This window comes from Burkholderia crassaminum (assembly GCF_964265005.1).
Lineage (GTDB): Bacteria > Pseudomonadota > Gammaproteobacteria > Burkholderiales > Burkholderiaceae > Burkholderia.
On the sequence record NZ_OZ183799.1, the window covers coordinates 3455332 to 3472296 of the forward strand.

Consider the following 16965-nt stretch of genomic DNA (forward strand, 5'->3'; position numbering starts at 1 on the left):
ATTTCGAGCCGAAAACTGTTTCAGACCGTCAGAATCCGGGACGCGCCATACTGCGAAAGATGGCCGTCCGCGGTGACAAGCAGCAGCGGTTCACACCACACCTGCGCGACGAGCAGCCGGTCGAACGGATCGAGATGATAGTGGGGCAGATGGCGCACGGCAGCGCTGTGCGCGACGCGAACCGGCAGTTCGCGGTACTCGCTCGTGTTGATCTTGTCGACCAGACGATCCACATCGACATCCAGCTTTCCCTTCCCGGCCTTGATCGCCACTTCCCAAATGCTCGCGCTGCTGACGAACACTTCATCTGCAGCGGTAATCAGGCTGCGCGCGCGAGCGCTCAGCTTCGGATCGTTCGCCACTGCCCAGAGAAAGATGTGCGTATCGAACAGCAGCCGCATTACTTCCCCATGAATGCGGCCAGTTCTTCGACGGAAAGCGGCGCATCGAAGTCATCCGCAATCCACATCTGCCCCTCGAGGGCACCGAATGGGTGAATCGGCCTGAGCGGCACAAGCCGGACCGACTGCTTGCCGTCCTGCATGATCACAACGCGTTCGCCTGCGATCGCGGCATCGAGCAGCCGTTGGAGATCGATCGTGGCTTCGGGGACAGTGGCAACTTGCATGATGGGCTCCATTGAGTGACCCACCATTCTCACGACATTCGCCCCATTGCTCCAATAGGCCGAACGTCCAGCCAGACTCACGTACGTCGCTCGGCATCACGCCGCCAACGCCACCGCCCCCTCCGTCGCATCCCTTACCGCCTGCGTCACGATCCGCGCGAGCCGATCGACCGTCGGGGTTGCCGACGACGTGCGCCGCAGCAGGATCAGCGGCAGGCTCGGCAGCGCCGGCAATCCGCACGACGCCGCATCGAGCACGCGCACCGACGCGGGCAGCCCGTAGTGCGAACGCACCGTCAGCCCGAGGCCGGCCGCCGCCGCCGCCCATAACCCGGCGAGACTCGGCGTCGTGAACGCGATGCGCCACGGCACGCCCGCGCGATCGAGCGCATCGGTCGCGGCGCCGAAGAAGCGGCACGGCCGGTCGAACACGACGAGCGGCAGCGCCTCGCCCGCGGCACGGCCGCCCGCTACGGCGTGCGCGGCATCCGCCCCGCCTTCCGCACCCTCGTCGGCCCCACCCGGCATGCCGAACCCGCCCGCCCCCGCCGCCCCGACCCACTGCATCGGCACCTGCGCGATCACCTCGCTGTCGATCCCGGCCCGCGACACGAGCGCCGCCGACGCCGGATCGCCCCACACGAGCGCGAGATCGAGCTGGTTCGCGTCGAGCCGGTCGAGCAGGTCGGCATTGCGCGCCACACGCGCCTCGATCCTCACCTTCGGATGCGCACGCGCGAACCGCCCGAGCACGTCAGGCAGGATCGCCTCGCCGAAATCCTCCTGCAACCCGACGCGCACCCAGCCGTCGAGATTCACGCCGCGCACGGCCGCGGCGGCCTCGTCGTTCAGCTCGATCATCCGCCGCGCATAACGCAGCATCGCGTCGCCGGCATCGGTCAGCGCGAGCCCGCGTCCGGCCTTCACGAACAACGGCGTGCCTGCCTGCTCCTCGAGCTTGCGGATCTGCGCGCTCACCGCCGACGACGAGCGCGCGACGCGGTCGGCCGCCTTCGCAAAACTGCCGAGATCCACGCCCGCGACGAGGCTGCGCAGCGCCGCCACGTCGAAGTTGGGCCGGGCCAGCGCGGCATCGGCCAGCGCGAGCGCAGCGCCACCGTCGCGCGGAATGTCGTGTCCGGACATATCAACCATCCCGTTTTATCGAACGATTAATCAAAAACTTTCCGATTTTCAGGATGAATGTAGGCGGCCAGACTGTCGATGTCAATTTCCAACCGGGCCTGCCGCCATGGATACCACCTGCATCGCCACTCCCTCCTCGCCCGCCCGCGACGCACGCGGCCCGGCCCATCGCTGGCGCGTGCTGGCCGCCGGCGTGGCCGCGAACATGAGCTTTTCGGCCGCGGCGGCAGGCATTCCGACCACCGCCGTGTGGATGCGCACGGCCTACCACCTCGACAACGGCGCGCTCGGCCTCGTGCTCGGCGCGCTCGGCTTCGGCGTCGCGCTGTCCGAGCTGCCGTGGGGAATCGCCGCCGACCGTTTCGGCGATCGCCGCGTACTGCTGACCGGGCTCGTCGCGACGGCCGCCATGCTCGCGCTGATGGTGTGCACGCTCGTCCCGAGCGCGCACGCGGTGCCGCCGCTTGCGCGCGTCGTCGCGGCGATGTGCTGCGTCGGCCTGCTCGGCGGCAGCGTGAACGGGTCGAGCGGGCGCGCGGTGATGCGCTGGTTCGGCGAGCGCGAACGCGGGCTCGCGATGAGCATCCGCCAGACGGCCGTGCCGCTCGGCGGCGGCATCGGCGCGGCGCTCCTGCCGTCGCTCGCGTCGCATCTGGGGTTCGCCGCGGTATTCGGTACGCTGATGCTGCTGTGCGCCGGGTCGGCCGTGCTGACCTGGCGCTGGCTGCACGAACCGCCCGCCGAACCGGCCGCCACACCCGGCGTCGCGCATCGACCAGCCGCACGTCCGCAACCCGTGCAACCCGCACGGCTCGCGCACGGTCCGCTCGCGAGCGCCCGCGTGTGGCGCATCGTGCTCGGCATCGGCCTGCTGTGCGCGCCGCAGTTCGCGGTGCTCACGTTCGCGACGGTGTTCCTGCACGACTTCGGCCGGCTCGGCCTCGCCGGCATCAGCTCGGCGATGGTCGTGCTGCAGCTCGGCGCGATGGTGATGCGCGTCTGGAGCGGCCGCCATACCGACCGGCACGGCAACCGGCGCGCGTACCTGCGCGGCTCGGTGCTCGTCGCGGCCGGCTCGTTCACGCTGCTCGCAGCCGCGACGGCCGGCAGCCCGCACGTGCCGCTCGCCGCGATCGTCGCGATTCTGGTGTTCGCAGGCGTCTGCGTATCGGCGTGGCATGGCGTCGCGTACACGGAGCTCGCGACGCTCGCGGGTGCGAACCACGCGGGCACCGCGCTCGGGATGGCGAACACGGTCGTCTACCTCGGGCTGTTCGCGACGCCGCTCGCGATTCCGCCGCTGCTCGCCGTCAGTTCGTGGAGCGTGGTCTGGCTCGCGGCCGCGCTGGTCGCCGGCGCGACCTATCCGCTGTTCGCCACGCGCTGACGCGAGCGCATTGCACTCGGGCGCGTGGCCTGCACCACGAACGCCCACGCCTGCGTCAGCCCGCCTCGCGCGCCAGCGCGCGTCGCGTGGCCGGCCGTTCGGCCTCGCGCTGCGCATGGGCCGTCCACGCGGGGTACTGCGTCATGTCGAATCCGATCGCGACACCCCAGCGATACAGCACGAACAGGAACGGATCGACGATCGAATGCGCGCCCGGCTCGGCCCACGTCCGACCGTCGGCGAGCGCGGCTTCGATCGTCTCGTTCGCAGCTTCGATCGTGCCGCGCCCGTGCGTGCTGACCGCGCCGTGCAGCGCCGGATCGCCGATGAAGCGGCCCGGCCGCCACAGCGCGCCGTAACCGACGCCATGCACCCAGCCGACCAGCCAGGCGAGCCATTCGTGGCACCGCGCCTCGCGCAGCGGGTCGCCGAGCGGCAACAATTGCGCATCGGGATAACGGCGCGCGAGATACGTGAGGATCGCCGGCGTTTCGGTCAGCACGCGCGGCTCGCCCGGAATCGCGAGCACGGGCACGCGCGCCTTCGCGTTGATCGCGAGATAGCGCGCGTCGAGGTTCTGCTGCTTCTGCACCGAGACGATCTCGACGTCGAACGGCGCGCCGGTTTCCTCCAGCGCGATGTGAGCGGCGAGCGAGCAGGCGCCCGGCGAAAGATAAAGACGATATGCGTTCATGGTGGTGTGGCCCGACGGGGCAGTGGAAGACGGAACCGAGTGTAGGAACGCGTGCATGCCCGCCGCAAACGATGAATTGTCGTGCTCGGACATTAGTGTTACTAATACCCGCATGCGACGCATCCACCTTCCTCCGCTGCAGACGCTGCGCGCGTTCGAGACCGCCGTGCGGCTGCAGAGCTTCACGCGCGCGGCCGATGAGCTCGCGCTCACGCAAGGCGCGGTCAGCCAGCACATCCGCGCGCTCGAGGCGCAGCTCGGCTACCCGCTCTTCACGCGCGAACGCAACGGCGCGACGCCGACGCACGCCGCGCACGCGCTCGCGCTGCAGGTGCGCCAGGGCCTCAGCGTGCTCGAGCGCGCGTTCGAGCCGGCCCTCACGGTACGCAGCCGGCCGCGCACCTGCGACGTCACGCTGAACGTCAGCGTGCTGCCGAGCGTCGCCGAGCGCTGGCTCGCGCCGCGCCTGCCGCGCTTCTCCGCCGCGCATCCGCACATCGCGATCGCGCTGCACCCGGACGTGGCGCTCGCACCGCTGCGCAAGCGCGACCGCATCGACGTCGCGCTGCGCTACGGGCCCGGCACGTGGCCGGGCGTCGTCGCCGAGAAGCTGATGAACGAGACGATCTTTCCGGTCGCGAGCCCCGCGTACCGCAATCGCGACGGCATCGCGCCGCGCGCGCCGGCCGATCTCGTGCGCGCGACGCTGCTGCGCCATCCCGCGCAGCCCTGGGAACCGTGGCTCCAGGCCGCCCGGCTCGACCTTACCGAATCCGCGCGCGCGCCACGTTTTACCGATGCGAACGCGCTGATCGACGCGACGCTGAAAGGACGCGGCGTCGCACTCGCGCGCCGCTCGCTGATCGAACCCGAACTCGCCGACGGCACCCTCGTGCGCGTATCGACGGTGCGCGTGACCGACGTGTATGCGCACTACGTCGTGTGGCGCCCCGGCCATCCGCATGAAACGGCGATCCGCACCTGGCTCGACTGGTTGCGCAGCGAGGTGCGGCGACGCACACCGCGACGCTGACGCAACGCGATCGGCGGCACGCGTCCATCAATGAACGGTCAGGCTGCCGTGGACGCGCTCATGCATCGCATCGCGTGCCCGGGTAAAAGTGCCCGACTCGCATCGTCCGCCGGGAAATATTGCACGCCCGCCACGTTGTGCAAGTGAATGGTCAGGATATCGAAAGCATTCTGCGATCACGCGCCGGTCGCAAACGATTCACCGAAACGTCGCATCGCATCGGCATACTCGAAAACGTTTCCCGATCAGCCTGCCAGGAGAGAAGTCATGCATCGCGTTGCCGTCGTCGTCGTTCTTTGTGCCGCTGCTTTCGTCGCCGCCTGCAGCGACGACGCGCCGCACGACGCACCCACGGCCGACGCGTCGCAGCAGGCCGGCGCATCGGCCAGCTCCGCCAGCGCATTCAACAACGACGCAACCGCAAACGCCGCCGCGTCCGATGCTGCGCCGCTCGCACCGCCCGTCGTGCACTACCCGCCCGATGATGACGACGACGCGAAGCCCACGGCAAATGCGACCGCGTCGAGCGCCGCCGCGTCGTCGCCAGGCTGATCCCGCCGCTTTCGTCCCCCGACCGCAGAACCGAGGTGAAATAACATGACGTCATCGAGCCGCCGCCGTTTCCTGCATACCGTCGCACAATCCGCGGGCGCCGCCGTCGCGCTCAACGCATTCCCCGAATCGATCCGCCGCGCGCTCGCGATTCCCGCCGCGCGCGGCACCGGCACGATCCGCGATGTCGAGCACATCGTCGTGTTCATGCAGGAAAACCGCTCCTTCGATCATTACTTCGGACACCTGCGCGGCGTGCGCGGCTACAACGACCGCTTCCCGATCCCGCTGCCGAACGGCAAGCCGGTGTGGTACCAGCCGTCGAAGGCCGACCCGACCAAGCCCGTGCTGCCGTTCCGGCTGAACACGCTGACGACCAGCGCGCAGTGCGTCGGCGACCTCGACCACTCGTGGTACAAGACGCACGCGGCGATCGACGGCGGCCGCTATGACCAGTGGCCCGCGAACAAGACCGACATGACGATGGGCTATCACGTGCGTGAGGACATCCCGTTCCACTACGCGCTCGCCGATGCGTTCACCGTGTGCGACAACTATTTCTGCTCGCTGCCGGGGCCGACGCACCCGAACCGCTCGTACCTGATGACGGGCACCGTCGACCCGACCGGCAAGTTCGGCGGCCCGCTGCTCGACAACAGCGACTACGTCGACGGCGACGGGCCGCCCGCGTACCAGCTGCTGTCATGGACGACCTTTCCCGAGCGCCTCGAAGCACGCGGCATATCGTGGCAGATCTACCAGCAGGGCACGACGGGCAACGATCCGTACAACGGCAACTACGGCACGAACGTGCTGCAGAACTTCGCGAACTTCATCAACGCGAAGCCCGGCTCGTCGCTGTACCAGCGCGCGCAGACGGTGCGCACGCTCGACGACCTGAAGAACGACGTGATCAACGACCGGCTGCCGCAGGTGTCGTGGCTGTGCCCGCCCGCCGCGTTCTCCGAGCATCCGAAATACACGCCCGCGTACGGCGCGAACTACACGTCGCAGATCCTCGACGCGCTCACGTCGAACCCGGACGTATGGCGCAAGACCGTGCTGTTCATCATGTACGACGAGAACGACGGCTTCTTCGACCACATCGTGCCGCCGCAGCCGCCGACGTCGGCCGCGCAAGGCGCGTCGACCGTGACGACCGACGGCGAGCTGCATACGGTCGTGAACCCCGGCCGTGGCGGCAGCTATACGGCCGACGGCCTGCCGTACGGCCTCGGGCCGCGCGTGCCGATGACGGTCGTGTCGCCGTGGACGAAGGGCGGCTTCGTGTGCTCGCAGGTGTTCGACCACACGTCGGTGATCCGCTTCATCGGCGAACGTTTCGGCATCGACGAACCCAACATCACGCCATGGCGCCGCACGGTGTGCGGCGACCTCACCACGGCATTCGACTTCCGCTCGTCCGACGCGTCGTTCCCGCCGCTGCCCGACACGAGCCAGTACCGTTCGATCGCCGACCAGCAGTGCACGTCGCAGCCCGCGCCGACCGTGCCCGCGACGCCGTCGCCGGTCGACCCGCAGGAGCCCGGCGTGCGGCCGGCACGTGCGCTGCCGTACGAGCTGCATGTGAATGCGAGCATCTACGGCGGGACGAAGCTGCGCATCGAATTCGCGAACCGCGGCAACCAGGGCGCGCACTTCCATGTGTATGCGACGAACCGCACCGACGGCCCGTGGCGCTACACGGTCGGCGCACGCCGCGTGCTGCATGCGGACTTCGACCTGACGGCGACGAACGGCGCGTACACGTTCTCGGTGTACGGGCCGAACGGCTTCGTGCGCGTGTTCTCGGGCAATGTGTCGGCCCCGGCCGTGCAGCACCGCAACCCTGCGCAGCCGGAAGTAAAGGCCGGCTACGACGTCTCGAACGGGAACCTGTACCTGAACCTGCGCAACCCTGGTGGGGCTCACGTCACGCTGACGCTGACCGACAACGCGTACGGCGCGCCGTCGCGGCAAGTGACGCTGCATGGGGGTGACGAGCGCGTCGAGCAATGGGCACTCGCGGCAAGCCACCAATGGTATGACGTGACGGTGAGCGACGGCGCGGCCGGCACCTTCTCGCGCCGTTTCGCGGGCCACGTCGAGAACGGCCGGCCGAGCTATTCGGATCCGGCCGCGGTGCGGCCCGTCGCCGCGGCGTAAGCGCAACGGCGCGGCGTGGCACGGCACCCGCCGTGCCGCGCGTCACCCGCCCGGTCCGTCAGAGTCAGACCGCGTACGCGAGCGCGCGGTCGACGAGCGCGGCTTCGAAGGCGTCGTCCGCGTCGCGAAAGCGCAGCGGTGCCGCGCAGTGGACGAGCGTGTCGACGAAGTACTTCGCACGCGGCCACGGCCCGAAGCCGGCCGCGGTGTTGATGTGCCCGGCGTCGCCGAGGTTCACGAACGCGCTGCCCAGGTGCTGCGCGAGCGTGCGCGCATCGGCAAGCGGCATCCACGGATCGGTCTCGCTGCCGATCACGATCGACGGCACGGCGAGCCGGCGCGCGTCGAACGGCCCGGCAAACGTGAATTTCTTCGGACTGGCGGGCGCGACGAGCAGCACGCCCGCGACGTCGCCCACCTGCGGCCACTGCGCGAGCGCATGCGCGGTCGCGAGGCAGCCGAAGCTGTGCGCGGCCAGCACGAACGGGCCGCGTTCGCGGTCGAGCAAGGCGCGCACCGATTGCGCCCAGCGCGCGAGATCGGGCGCGTCCCAGTCGTCCTGCTCGACGCGCAGCGAGCGCGGGAACTGCCGTTCGAGCCAGGTCTGCCAGTGAGCGCCTTCGCTGCCGTGCAGGCCCGGAACGGTGACGAGCCGCGGCGGCCACGCCGATTTGCTGCATGCGCGCATGATTGCCCTCGCTTGCTTGAAGACGGGCTTCGATTGTGGCGCGGCGTCCCCGGCGGCCGAACCAATATTTTGTGCTTTGCTTTTGCGGGGGCCGGCCCTCCGGGGGGGCGGCCGTCCGCGGGGCGGCCATCCGCCGAACGGCGCCCCGGGGCGGTCACCCACACCGGTCGCCCGCCCCGAGCACCGGCGCGCGATGCGCCGCGAAACCGTAGAATGTGGGCTTCCCGTCAGCTTCACGCGAAACAGGGCCGGGCGCCGACGCGCCGGGCGCTGTGGTCAGGAGATGCCCGATGTCCGCTACGCCCGCCGGCGCGCTGCGCCCGTTCGATCCCGCTTTTCCCGTGACGCGCCGCGCCGGCGTGGTTCACGCCGGCTTGCCCGGCCGCGGCACGGGCCGCAATGCGGTTCACCGGGCCGATTGCGATTGCGTCCACACGAATATCGGCCAATCGTTCGCGAAGTGACGGCATGAAGATCCTGTTCTATTCCCCGCACCAGGAAGCCGCCGCGTGGCGCGACGAGATCGCGCACGCGCTGCCGGAAGCCCACCTGCGCGCGTGGCAGCCGGGCGATACGGCTGCCGCCGACTACGCGCTCGTCTGGCGCGCGCCGCGCGAGTTCTTCGCCCCGCGCGACGGGCTGCGCGCAATCTTCAATCTCGGCGCGGGCGTCGATGCGCTGCTTGCGCTCGACCGCGCGCATCCGGGCACGCTGCCGCCGCACGTGCCGCTCGTGCGGCTCGAGGATTCTGGCATGGCGCAGCAGATGGTCGAATACGTGACGCACGCGGTGCTGCGCTACCTGCGCCGCTTCGACGAATACGAACTCCAGCAGCGCGAGCGCCGCTGGCGCCCGCTCGAACCGCATGCCCGCGCAAGCTTCACCGTCGCCGTGCTCGGCCTCGGCGTGCTCGGCGCACAGGTTGCGTGCGCGCTCGCCGCCCTCGGGTTTCCGGTGCGCGGCTACAGCCGCAGCGCGAAGCAGCTCGACGGCGTCGAAACCTTCGCCGGCGACGGTGCGTTCGACGCATGCATCGACGGCGCGAAGGTACTCGTCAACCTGCTGCCGAGCACGCCCGACACCGACGGCGTCCTGTCGTCGCGTGCCTTCGCGCGGCTCGCGCCGGGCGCATACGTGGTCAACGTCGCGCGCGGTGCGCATCTCGTCGAAGCCGACCTGCTCGACGCGCTCGCGAGCGGCCGCGTCGCCGCCGCGACGCTCGACGTGTTCCACCAGGAGCCGCTGCCCGAGGATCACCCGTTCTGGCGCGCGCCGCGCATCACGATCACGCCGCACAGCTCGGCCGAAACGCTGCGCGCGGAGGCCGTCGAGCAGATCGCCGGCAAGATCCGCGCGTTCGAGCGTGGCGAGCGCGTCGGCGGCATCGTCGACTACGCGCGCGGCTATTGAATTCAGCCTTACATGAAAACCAGGAGACAACCATGACGTTCCCCACCGCCGTCAAGATCGTCGAAGTCGGCCCGCGCGACGGGCTGCAGAACGAGAAGACCTTCGTGCCGACCGACGTGAAGATCGCGCTCGTCGACCGGCTGTCGCAGGCCGGCTTCCGCAACATCGAAGCCGCGTCGTTCGTGTCGCCGAAATGGGTGCCGCAGATGGCCGACGGCGCCGAAGTCATGGCCGGCATCGAACGCCGCGCGGGCACCGTGTACTCGGTGCTCACGCCGAACCTGAAGGGCTTCGAAAATGCGCTCGCCGCGCGCGCCGACGAAGTCGTGATCTTCGGCGCGGCAAGCGAGGCGTTCTCGCAGCGGAACATCAACTGCAGCATCGCCGAGAGCATCGCGCGCTTCGAGCCCGTCGCGAAGGCGGCGAAGGATGCGGGCCTGCGGCTGCGCGGCAGCGTGTCGTGCACGCTCGGCTGCCCGTACCAGGGCGAAGTGCCGGTCGCCTCGGTCGTCGACGTCGTCGAGCGCTTCGCGGCGCTCGGCTGCGACGAGATCGACATCGCCGACACGATCGGCGTCGGCACGCCGAAGCGCACGCGCGAAGTGCTCTCGGCCGTCACGCGCGTGTTCCCGCGCGAACGCCTGTCGGGCCACTTCCACGACACCTACGGCCAGGCACTCGCGAACATCTACGCGGCGCTGTTCGAAGGGATCGAGATCTTCCACGCGTCGGTCGCGGGCCTCGGCGGCTGCCCGTACGCAAAAGGCGCGACCGGCAACGTCGCGACCGAGGACGTGCTGTACCTGATGCAGGGCCTCGGCATCGACACCGGCGTCGACCTCGCGCAGGTGGTCGCCGCCGGCGACTTCATCTCGAACGCGATCGGCCGCGCGAACGTGTCGCGCGCCGGTCGCGCACTGCTCGCCAAGGCGCAGAGCGCGGCCGACGCTGCGAACTGCGCATGACCCCGGTATTCGATGGATTCTTCAACATGACGACACCTGCTGCATTCGATTCACTTCCCGATTCCGCGCGACGCGTCGCGCTGCTGCTGCGCGAGCGCGGCCATGCGAAAGACATCGTGATGCTCGCCGAAACCGGCAAGACGTCGGCCGAGGCCGCGGCCGGGCTCGGCTGCTCGGTTGCGCAGATCGCGAAGTCGATCCTGTTTCGCCGGCAGTCGGACGGCGCGCCCGTGCTCGTGGTCGCGAGCGGCGTCAATCGCGTCGACGAGAAGAAGGTCGCCGCGCAGGTCGGCGCGGTCGGCCGCGCGGACGCGAAGTTCGTGCGCGACAACACCGGCTATGCGATCGGCGGCGTCTGCCCGATCGGCCATCTCGTCGACCCCGTCACGCTGATCGACGCCGATCTCCTCGAACTCGACAGCCTGTGGGCAGCCGCCGGCCATCCGCATGCGGTGTTCAACCTGTCGCCGAACGAACTCGTGTCGCTGACGGGCGCGCCGGTCGCGGACGTCGCGTTGCGGGAACCCGCATGAGCGACGTCGTGGTGCCGATCGGCACGGTGGCCTCGCCGTGCACCGACGTATGCCGGATCGATCCGCGCACCGACTGGTGCGCGGGTTGCCTGCGCACGCGCGACGAGATCAAGGGGTGGCGTACGTCGGATGACGACGCGAGGCGCGCGTTGCTCGCGCGGCTCGATGCGCGGCGGCGGCTGATTGCGAGGAGCGGTGCATAAAGATCGCCGGGCACACGTGTCTCGCCAAGGTCGGAACCGTCCTTGCCGCTGTCACACAACATGGCAGCCATGACACTCGCTAACCTTGTCCCCGCCCCGTATTGAACCGGCAAGATCGTGTGCAGCCACGCTGCGCCCGTGTTCCGTGAGCCCGACAACGAATCCCGGCCGCCACGCTCGACACCGAGAATGCCGGTGACGCGGCGGTGGCTTTACGATGCCCCCTCTCAGTAAGTTGCGACGAGGGCGGACAACGAGCGTCACATGTTGCTTGAACCCTCTTCGAAGAGAGGGTCCGTGTCCTTTGAACTTTCAGTGGGAGTTGGCCAACACTGCTTGCTCTACAGCCGCAGCGAATATCGTTCGCGCTTCCCTACCGGCTCACCGGGTGAAAAGGCGGGGAAGGAACGCGTCCAGTTGATCAGCGCGGGACATTTGGCGCGTGATACCACGCAATTGGAGGGGCTTCGCAGGTTTCTTCAGAATTGCCGCGTCGACCATTATGTCGACCGTACCGATCCGCAGCGACTGTCGCAGGCGCTACAGCGCGCTGTCAGCAACGGCGATGTCATCGCGGTCGTCGAGCAGGTGCGCTCATCCGGAACGCCAAGGCGCACGAATGACGAGCCGCGGCCGTACTCGATCACGTTTACGCCATCTCAGTTATTCAAGCGCCCGGCCCGTATGGCAGCCAGTTTTGGCATGCCCGGCCGAACGCGACTCAGACTTCCCGCCGACGATGGAATTGCAATATGGCGAGCGAACCCGGGAGACAGGCTGCCAGACGGCACCATTGCAAGCGCACTCGGTAGCACGCCGCCGTTTGAGTATCGATCCGACGCTCCGATCGCCAATGATGCCCTTCAACTCGCGGGCAGCGACGGCCTGCCCGGCAACAATCAAGCACAAAACAAGCAATTCAAAACCGTTGTCAAAATATTGGATCTGAATAAGCGTCAGGCACGTTTGCTTCACGAAGAGATAAGTGGAGAAGGGCTCGGATATCATGAAATTCTCGAGCGTGCACGAGACATGTTTGGGGGCAGCTCATGACCAGCATTCACGAACAGATTACCCGGCACCTCGCCGTTCTCGAAGGTCTCGACATCGGCGGCATCAACCGTGCAGCCGACTTGCTGACGATACAGTTCGGCCCGATGCGCCAAACCACCACGCGAAAAGGTACGGTGAAGTGGGTAGGCGCATGGGCGCTGCACATTCAATGCGATTGGCAATTCCAGCGAGAAAACGACATCGTCGCAACTCAGGACGATCTTTCCGTATCCGACGACAAAGCGCGCCGAACGGTGGAGCGTCTTGAAGCGTTATTGATCGGGCATGGCCCAATGACCGTTCAACGTGCACTTGGCGGCGAATCGGGGCAAGCCCGGATCACGTTGTCCGCCGGGCTGAGCCTTGTCATCACGCCGACGGGCATGGCCCACGAAGAAGACTGGCGGCTCTTTGCACCGGGCGTCGACGGCCCGCACTTCGTGATCGAGGGTGGTCGGATCGATCACGACTCTCTCGCATAGAACAAACCGGTATCGAACGGGACGTTCAACGCCGTTGCGACGGTCGCGCATAAAAAAAAGCCGTTCAACCTGACAGGCGAACGGCATGAGATCGGAATCCTGTGAACGTGATCAACGTCACAGCCCGCATCATACGAGCGACGCGCACCGCTCGCATCGGGTGTTTCCCTACAACTTCTTACAGCGTCTTTCACGCGTGCGCGTGCACCGCTTTCGCTCGCCATGCACGCGCCATCCGCCCGCGATACTCGCTCCTGAAATTCGCATTCGGCGCGCCGCTACGATGCCCGCAGCGGCGCCGAATCGCACGACCGTTTCAGCTGCCGACTGCCGCGCGACGCGCGGGCACGATGCGCCAGCCAAGATTCACGCCGGCCGCCGCGAGCAGGATCAGCAGCGCGCCGAACACCTGCGTCCACGCGAGCGTCTGCCCGAACGCAACGTGGTCGACGACGATCGCGACGACCGGATAGACGAACGACAGCGCCCCCGTCATCGCGGTCGGCAGCTTCTGGATCGCGCCGTACAGCAGCACGTACATCAGGCCCGTATTCACGACGCCGAGCACGACGAGGTCGAACCATTGCGCGGCGGTCGCCGGCAACGTGCCGAAGTGCGCGAACGGCGCGAGCAGCAGGACGCCGAGGCCGGCCTGCAGCAGCGCGAGCAGATGCGGCGGTGTGCCCTTCAGGTGCTTCGTGACGATCGACGAGATCGCATACAGGAACGCCGCACCGAGCGACAGCGCGACACCTTCCAGATACTCTCCCGGCACCGCGAGCACGGCCGGCTCGACGCGCACCACCGCGACGAGTCCGACGAAGGCGAGCGCGAGCCACGCAACCGTCGACGCGGTAATCCGCTCGCGGAACACGATGGCGCCGAGTGCGACGAGCATGAACGGCTGCGTGTTGTAGACGGCGGTCGCCATCGAGATCGATGCACGCGAATAGGCGGCGAACAGCAGCAGCCAGTTCGCGACGATCGCGACGCTGCCGAGCGCTGCAAGCGCGAGCATCCTCGGCGAGAACAGCGCGCGGCGCAGGAAGCCGAACGCCGCGCAGACGATCGCGAGCGTCGCGGCGCCGAACAGGCAGCGGAAGAACACGACGTTCGTCAGCGGCTGCTGCGACGACATCACGAGCCAGCCGATCGTGCCGGACATCATCATCGCGACGACCATCTCGGCGGCGCCGCGGCGCATTTCATTCGAAGCCATCGTGAACTCCGTTCGGAAGAGTGGATGACTTCGATTCTAGAAACTTGCTTTCGCGGCAGCCATGGCTAAACTGAAGTGAAACAAACGATTCACCTTCGAAAGCAAAGCGATCATGCCGAAACGCCTTTCCCCGCCTGCCGTCACGTCGCTCGACGCGACCGATCGCGCGATCCTCGCGGCGCTGGCCGACGACGCGCGCATCGCAACCAGCGAACTCGCACGGCAGATCGGGCTGTCGGCACCCGCGACCGCCGATCGCGTGCGGCGGCTCGAGGCGCAAGGCGTGATCGCCGCGTTCACCGTCGAGCTCGACCCGCGCGCGCTGGGCTACACGCTGCAGGCGATCGTTCGCGTGAAGCCGCTGCCCGGCCAGTTGCATCTCGTCGAAGAGTTGCTGCGGCGGATTCCCGAATTCGTGGAGTGCGACAAGGTGACCGGCGAGGACTGTTTCATCTGCCGGCTCTACCTGCGCACGATCGAGCACCTCGACGACATCCTGTCGAAGGTGACGGAGCGCGCGGAGACGAGCACCGCGATCGTGAAATCGACGCCGGTGCCGCGCCGGCTGCCGCCGCTCGTCGAGGACGACGGCGCGCACCGCTGAGCAAGCCGGCACGCGCCCGCCTGCGTGCCGTCAGGCGGCCGCGTCGCGCGCCTCGAAGAACGCGAGCAGTTCGTCGATCAGCGCGACCGGCGCCTCTTCCGGAATGTAATGCCCGCATTCGAGTGCGCGGCCGCTGACGTCGCGCGCGACGCGACGCCATTCGTCGAGCGGATCGAAGCAGCGGCCGACGATCCCGTTCTCGCCCCACAGCACGCGCAGCGGGCACGCGACCTTGTTGCCGCGCTCGAGATCCGCACGGTCGTGCTCGAGATCGATCGTCGCGGACGCGCGGTAGTCCTCGCACATCGCATGCACGGCGCCAGGCTGCGCGAGCGCCGCCCGGTACGCGGCGAGCGCCTCGGGCGCGAACGGCGCGAGCCCGGCGGACCGGTTGCCCATCACGCGCTCGATGTACGCATCGGTATGCGCGCCGACCAGCATCTCGGGCAGCGGCTCCGGCTGGATCAGGAAGAACCAGTGGAAATACGCGGTCGCGAACGCGCGATCGGTTTTCTCGTACATCGCAAGCGTCGGCGCGATGTCGAGCAGCATCATCCGCTCGACGGCGTCCGCGTGATCGAGCGCGAGCCGGTGCGCGACCCGCGCGCCGCGGTCGTGCGCGCACACATGGAAATGCTCGAAACCGAAATGCCGCATCACCGCGACCTGGTCGGCCGCCATCGCACGTTTCGAATACGGCGCGTGCTGCGCATCGCTCGGCGGCTTGCCCGACGCGCCGTAACCGCGCAGGTCGGTGGCGATCACCGTGAAATGATCCGCGAGCGTCGCGGCAACGCGATGCCAGATCATGTGGGTTTGCGGATGTCCGTGCAGCAACAGGAGCGGCGGACCCGCGCCTCCTTTGACACCGAAGATGTCGGTGTCCTGCACCGTCACGCGAAACGGTGCAAACGCCTCAAACGACATGGTTTGTTTCTCGTTGGTTTGTTATGGCGACTATTTTAGGAGCGCCGGCGCGTCTTCACAGCGCGGTAAACACCAGAATCCGTAGAAAGAGAACACTCACTCGATTGCCGCCACACCGCGCGATTTGTTAAGCTCGCGTAGAATCGCACGATCGTTCGTATTAATAAGGACGACCTCGTTTCGCAGCTACACTCGAATTGCCGTTCGACCGCAAAGCATGGCGGCGGCGCGACCGTGCGGCCGCCCCCTGGAGACTGGAGACATCACATGGCATTGCCCACCGTCCTGCAGAACCTGACGCTGCCCGTCATCGCGTCGCCGATGTTCATCGTCAGCTACCCCGAACTCGTGCTCGCGCAATGCAAGGCGGGCATCGTCGGTTCGTTCCCCGCGCTCAACGCCCGGCCGGCCGAACTGCTCGACGAGTGGCTCACGCAGATCCAGTCCGAGCTCGCCGACCACAAGGCGAAACACCCCGACGCGGTGATCGGCCCGATCGCGGTCAACCAGATCGTCCACCAGTCGAACGCACGGCTCGAGCACGACGTGCGCGTCTGCGTCGAGCACAAGGTGCCGATCTTCATCACAAGCCTGCGCGCACCGGCGCGCGAGATCGTCGACGCGGTGCACAGCTACGGCGGCATCGTGCTGCACGACGTGATCAACCTGCGTCACGCGCAGAAGGCGCTCGAAGCCGGTGTCGACGGGCTGATCCTCGTCGCGGCCGGCGCGGGCGGCCACGCGGGCACCACGTCGCCGTTCGCGCTCGTCGGTGAAGTCCGCAAGATCTTCGACGGCCCGATCGTGCTGTCCGGCGCGATCGCGAACGGCGGCTCGATCCTCGCCGCGCAGGCGATGGGCGCCGACTTCGCCTACATGGGCACGCGCTTCATCGCGACGCAGGAAGCGCACGCGATCGACGACTACAAGCACGCGATCGTGAACGCGAAATCGTCCGACATCGTCTACACGAACCTCTTCACGGGCGTGCACGGCAACTACATCCGCGAGAGCATCGAGAAGGCCGGCCTCGATCCGGACGCGCTGCCGGAATCGGACAAGACCAAGATGAATTTCGGCGGCGACAAGACGAAGGCGTGGAAGGACATCTGGGGTGCCGGCCAGGGCGTCGGCCTGATGGACGACCTGCCGAGCGTGGGCGCGCTCGTCGAGCGCCTGAAGCGCGAGTACGACGACGCGAAGGCGCGGCTCGGCATCCCGCGCTGACGGATGCGGCGGCCATCACGGCCGCCACCGGTGCGCATACCGTCGGAC

At 67.9% G+C, this 16965-nt stretch carries 20 protein-coding genes; 13 read left to right on the forward strand and 7 right to left on the reverse strand.

Translation table 11 applies throughout. The features are described 5' to 3' along the window. Positions 1-20 precede the first annotated feature (20 nt). The 3 genes from ACPTTF_RS16020 to ACPTTF_RS16030 form a co-directional block, all read right to left on the reverse strand. Positions 21-401: a type II toxin-antitoxin system VapC family toxin gene (locus ACPTTF_RS16020; protein WP_423371714.1), complete on the reverse strand. Its 381-nt coding sequence runs from the start codon at positions 399-401 to the stop codon at positions 21-23. Further along, on the reverse strand, positions 401-628 hold the full coding sequence (locus ACPTTF_RS16025; RefSeq protein WP_407062441.1) for a type II toxin-antitoxin system Phd/YefM family antitoxin: 228 nt from the start codon (positions 626-628) through the stop codon (positions 401-403). The genes ACPTTF_RS16020 and ACPTTF_RS16025 overlap by 1 nt, the downstream gene beginning before the upstream one ends. A gap of 96 nt (positions 629-724) precedes the next feature. Continuing rightward, on the reverse strand, positions 725-1774 hold the full coding sequence (locus ACPTTF_RS16030) for a LysR substrate-binding domain-containing protein (RefSeq protein ID WP_423371715.1): 1050 nt from the start codon (positions 1772-1774) through the stop codon (positions 725-727). Between the two features lie 106 nt (positions 1775-1880). On the opposite strand from ACPTTF_RS16030, the gene ACPTTF_RS16035 reads away from it, so the two are divergent. After that, positions 1881-3161: an MFS transporter gene (locus ACPTTF_RS16035; RefSeq protein ID WP_423371716.1), complete on the forward strand. Its 1281-nt coding sequence runs from the start codon at positions 1881-1883 to the stop codon at positions 3159-3161. 55 nt (positions 3162-3216) lie between these two features. Here ACPTTF_RS16035 and ACPTTF_RS16040 read toward each other — a convergent pair whose 3' ends face one another. Next, on the reverse strand, positions 3217-3855 hold the full coding sequence (locus tag ACPTTF_RS16040) for a glutathione S-transferase family protein (RefSeq protein WP_423371717.1): 639 nt from the start codon (positions 3853-3855) through the stop codon (positions 3217-3219). A 112-nt stretch (positions 3856-3967) separates the two neighbouring features. On the opposite strand from ACPTTF_RS16040, the gene ACPTTF_RS16045 reads away from it, so the two are divergent. The 3 genes from ACPTTF_RS16045 to ACPTTF_RS16055 all read left to right on the forward strand — a co-directional run bounded on the left by ACPTTF_RS16045 (position 3968) and on the right by ACPTTF_RS16055 (position 7606). Beyond that, on the forward strand, positions 3968-4888 hold the full coding sequence (locus tag ACPTTF_RS16045; RefSeq protein WP_423371718.1) for a LysR substrate-binding domain-containing protein: 921 nt from the start codon (positions 3968-3970) through the stop codon (positions 4886-4888). A gap of 267 nt (positions 4889-5155) precedes the next feature. After that, a complete protein-coding gene (locus tag ACPTTF_RS16050; RefSeq protein ID WP_423371719.1) occupies positions 5156-5440 on the forward strand; it encodes a hypothetical protein in 285 nt (94 codons plus the stop codon). A 45-nt stretch (positions 5441-5485) separates the two neighbouring features. After that, complete coding sequence (locus tag ACPTTF_RS16055; RefSeq protein ID WP_423371720.1) at positions 5486-7606, forward strand: phosphocholine-specific phospholipase C; 2121 nt, start codon at positions 5486-5488, stop codon at positions 7604-7606. 64 nt (positions 7607-7670) lie between these two features. On the opposite strand, the gene ACPTTF_RS16060 is transcribed toward ACPTTF_RS16055, so the two are convergent. Next, positions 7671-8294: an RBBP9/YdeN family alpha/beta hydrolase gene (locus tag ACPTTF_RS16060; RefSeq protein ID WP_423371721.1), complete on the reverse strand. Its 624-nt coding sequence runs from the start codon at positions 8292-8294 to the stop codon at positions 7671-7673. A 290-nt stretch (positions 8295-8584) separates the two neighbouring features. On the opposite strand from ACPTTF_RS16060, the gene ACPTTF_RS16065 reads away from it, so the two are divergent. The 7 genes from ACPTTF_RS16065 (at position 8585) to ACPTTF_RS16095 (ending at position 12940) form a co-directional block, all read left to right on the forward strand. Continuing rightward, positions 8585-8758, forward strand: a complete 174-nt coding sequence (locus tag ACPTTF_RS16065; protein ID WP_423371722.1) for a hypothetical protein — start codon at positions 8585-8587, stop codon at positions 8756-8758. A 4-nt stretch (positions 8759-8762) separates the two neighbouring features. Further along, on the forward strand, positions 8763-9704 hold the full coding sequence (locus tag ACPTTF_RS16070; RefSeq protein WP_166962695.1) for a 2-hydroxyacid dehydrogenase: 942 nt from the start codon (positions 8763-8765) through the stop codon (positions 9702-9704). Positions 9705-9736: 32 nt separating this feature from the next. Continuing rightward, positions 9737-10669, forward strand: a complete 933-nt coding sequence (locus ACPTTF_RS16075; RefSeq protein WP_166962693.1) for a hydroxymethylglutaryl-CoA lyase — start codon at positions 9737-9739, stop codon at positions 10667-10669. Positions 10670-10695: 26 nt separating this feature from the next. Beyond that, positions 10696-11202, forward strand: coding sequence for a YbaK/EbsC family protein (locus tag ACPTTF_RS16080; RefSeq protein WP_423371898.1), 507 nt, complete (start codon positions 10696-10698; stop codon positions 11200-11202). After that, entirely contained in the window at positions 11199-11405 is a 207-nt protein-coding gene (locus ACPTTF_RS16085) for a DUF1289 domain-containing protein (protein ID WP_166962691.1), read from the forward strand. Before ACPTTF_RS16080 ends, ACPTTF_RS16085 begins: the two co-directional genes overlap by 4 nt. Positions 11406-11702: 297 nt before the next feature. Next, positions 11703-12458, forward strand: a complete 756-nt coding sequence (locus ACPTTF_RS16090; RefSeq protein WP_423371723.1) for a hypothetical protein — start codon at positions 11703-11705, stop codon at positions 12456-12458. Next, on the forward strand, positions 12455-12940 hold the full coding sequence (locus ACPTTF_RS16095) for a hypothetical protein (RefSeq protein ID WP_423371724.1): 486 nt from the start codon (positions 12455-12457) through the stop codon (positions 12938-12940). Before ACPTTF_RS16090 ends, ACPTTF_RS16095 begins: the two co-directional genes overlap by 4 nt. Before the next feature lie 316 nt (positions 12941-13256). Here the strand turns inward: ACPTTF_RS16095 and ACPTTF_RS16100 are convergent, their stop codons facing one another. After that, positions 13257-14159, reverse strand: coding sequence for a DMT family transporter (locus ACPTTF_RS16100; RefSeq protein ID WP_423371725.1), 903 nt, complete (start codon positions 14157-14159; stop codon positions 13257-13259). A gap of 112 nt (positions 14160-14271) precedes the next feature. Here ACPTTF_RS16100 and ACPTTF_RS16105 point away from each other — a divergent pair, with 112 nt between their 5' ends. Further along, the gene (locus ACPTTF_RS16105; protein ID WP_166962688.1) at positions 14272-14763 is read left to right on the forward strand and encodes an Lrp/AsnC family transcriptional regulator; all 492 of its coding nucleotides are present in this window, start codon (positions 14272-14274) and stop codon (positions 14761-14763) included. 30 nt (positions 14764-14793) lie between these two features. Here ACPTTF_RS16105 and ACPTTF_RS16110 read toward each other — a convergent pair whose 3' ends face one another. Then, positions 14794-15690 carry an alpha/beta fold hydrolase gene (locus ACPTTF_RS16110; RefSeq protein WP_166962686.1) on the reverse strand — a complete coding sequence of 299 codons (897 nt, stop codon included), beginning with the start codon at positions 15688-15690 and terminating at the stop codon, positions 14794-14796. 267 nt (positions 15691-15957) lie between these two features. Here ACPTTF_RS16110 and ACPTTF_RS16115 point away from each other — a divergent pair, with 267 nt between their 5' ends. After that, positions 15958-16917, forward strand: coding sequence for an NAD(P)H-dependent flavin oxidoreductase (locus tag ACPTTF_RS16115; RefSeq protein WP_166962684.1), 960 nt, complete (start codon positions 15958-15960; stop codon positions 16915-16917). The last annotated feature ends 48 nt before the right edge of the window (positions 16918-16965 follow it).

Excerpts from the sequence above, each read along its gene's own strand:
- ACPTTF_RS16045 (WP_423371718.1), top strand. The coding sequence starts at position 3,968 with ATGCGACGCATCCACCTTCCTCCGCTGCAGACGCTGCGCGCGTTCGAG.
- ACPTTF_RS16055 (WP_423371720.1), top strand. The coding sequence starts at position 5,486 with ATGACGTCATCGAGCCGCCGCCGTTTCCTGCATACCGTCGCACAATCC.
- ACPTTF_RS16095 (WP_423371724.1), top strand. The coding sequence starts at position 12,455 with ATGACCAGCATTCACGAACAGATTACCCGGCACCTCGCCGTTCTCGAA.
- ACPTTF_RS16115 (WP_166962684.1), top strand. The coding sequence starts at position 15,958 with ATGGCATTGCCCACCGTCCTGCAGAACCTGACGCTGCCCGTCATCGCG.
- ACPTTF_RS16105 (WP_166962688.1), top strand. The coding sequence starts at position 14,272 with ATGCCGAAACGCCTTTCCCCGCCTGCCGTCACGTCGCTCGACGCGACC.
- ACPTTF_RS16085 (WP_166962691.1), top strand. The coding sequence starts at position 11,199 with ATGAGCGACGTCGTGGTGCCGATCGGCACGGTGGCCTCGCCGTGCACC.
- ACPTTF_RS16075 (WP_166962693.1), top strand. The coding sequence starts at position 9,737 with ATGACGTTCCCCACCGCCGTCAAGATCGTCGAAGTCGGCCCGCGCGAC.
- ACPTTF_RS16030 (WP_423371715.1), bottom strand. The coding sequence starts at position 1,774 with ATGTCCGGACACGACATTCCGCGCGACGGTGGCGCTGCGCTCGCGCTG.
- ACPTTF_RS16035 (WP_423371716.1), top strand. The coding sequence starts at position 1,881 with ATGGATACCACCTGCATCGCCACTCCCTCCTCGCCCGCCCGCGACGCA.
- ACPTTF_RS16020 (WP_423371714.1), bottom strand. The coding sequence starts at position 401 with ATGCGGCTGCTGTTCGATACGCACATCTTTCTCTGGGCAGTGGCGAAC.
- ACPTTF_RS16110 (WP_166962686.1), bottom strand. The coding sequence starts at position 15,690 with ATGTCGTTTGAGGCGTTTGCACCGTTTCGCGTGACGGTGCAGGACACC.
- ACPTTF_RS16060 (WP_423371721.1), bottom strand. The coding sequence starts at position 8,294 with ATGCGCGCATGCAGCAAATCGGCGTGGCCGCCGCGGCTCGTCACCGTT.
- ACPTTF_RS16025 (WP_407062441.1), bottom strand. The coding sequence starts at position 628 with ATGCAAGTTGCCACTGTCCCCGAAGCCACGATCGATCTCCAACGGCTG.
- ACPTTF_RS16065 (WP_423371722.1), top strand. The coding sequence starts at position 8,585 with ATGTCCGCTACGCCCGCCGGCGCGCTGCGCCCGTTCGATCCCGCTTTT.
- ACPTTF_RS16100 (WP_423371725.1), bottom strand. The coding sequence starts at position 14,159 with ATGGCTTCGAATGAAATGCGCCGCGGCGCCGCCGAGATGGTCGTCGCG.
- ACPTTF_RS16050 (WP_423371719.1), top strand. The coding sequence starts at position 5,156 with ATGCATCGCGTTGCCGTCGTCGTCGTTCTTTGTGCCGCTGCTTTCGTC.
- ACPTTF_RS16070 (WP_166962695.1), top strand. The coding sequence starts at position 8,763 with ATGAAGATCCTGTTCTATTCCCCGCACCAGGAAGCCGCCGCGTGGCGC.
- ACPTTF_RS16080 (WP_423371898.1), top strand. The coding sequence starts at position 10,696 with ATGACGACACCTGCTGCATTCGATTCACTTCCCGATTCCGCGCGACGC.
- ACPTTF_RS16040 (WP_423371717.1), bottom strand. The coding sequence starts at position 3,855 with ATGAACGCATATCGTCTTTATCTTTCGCCGGGCGCCTGCTCGCTCGCC.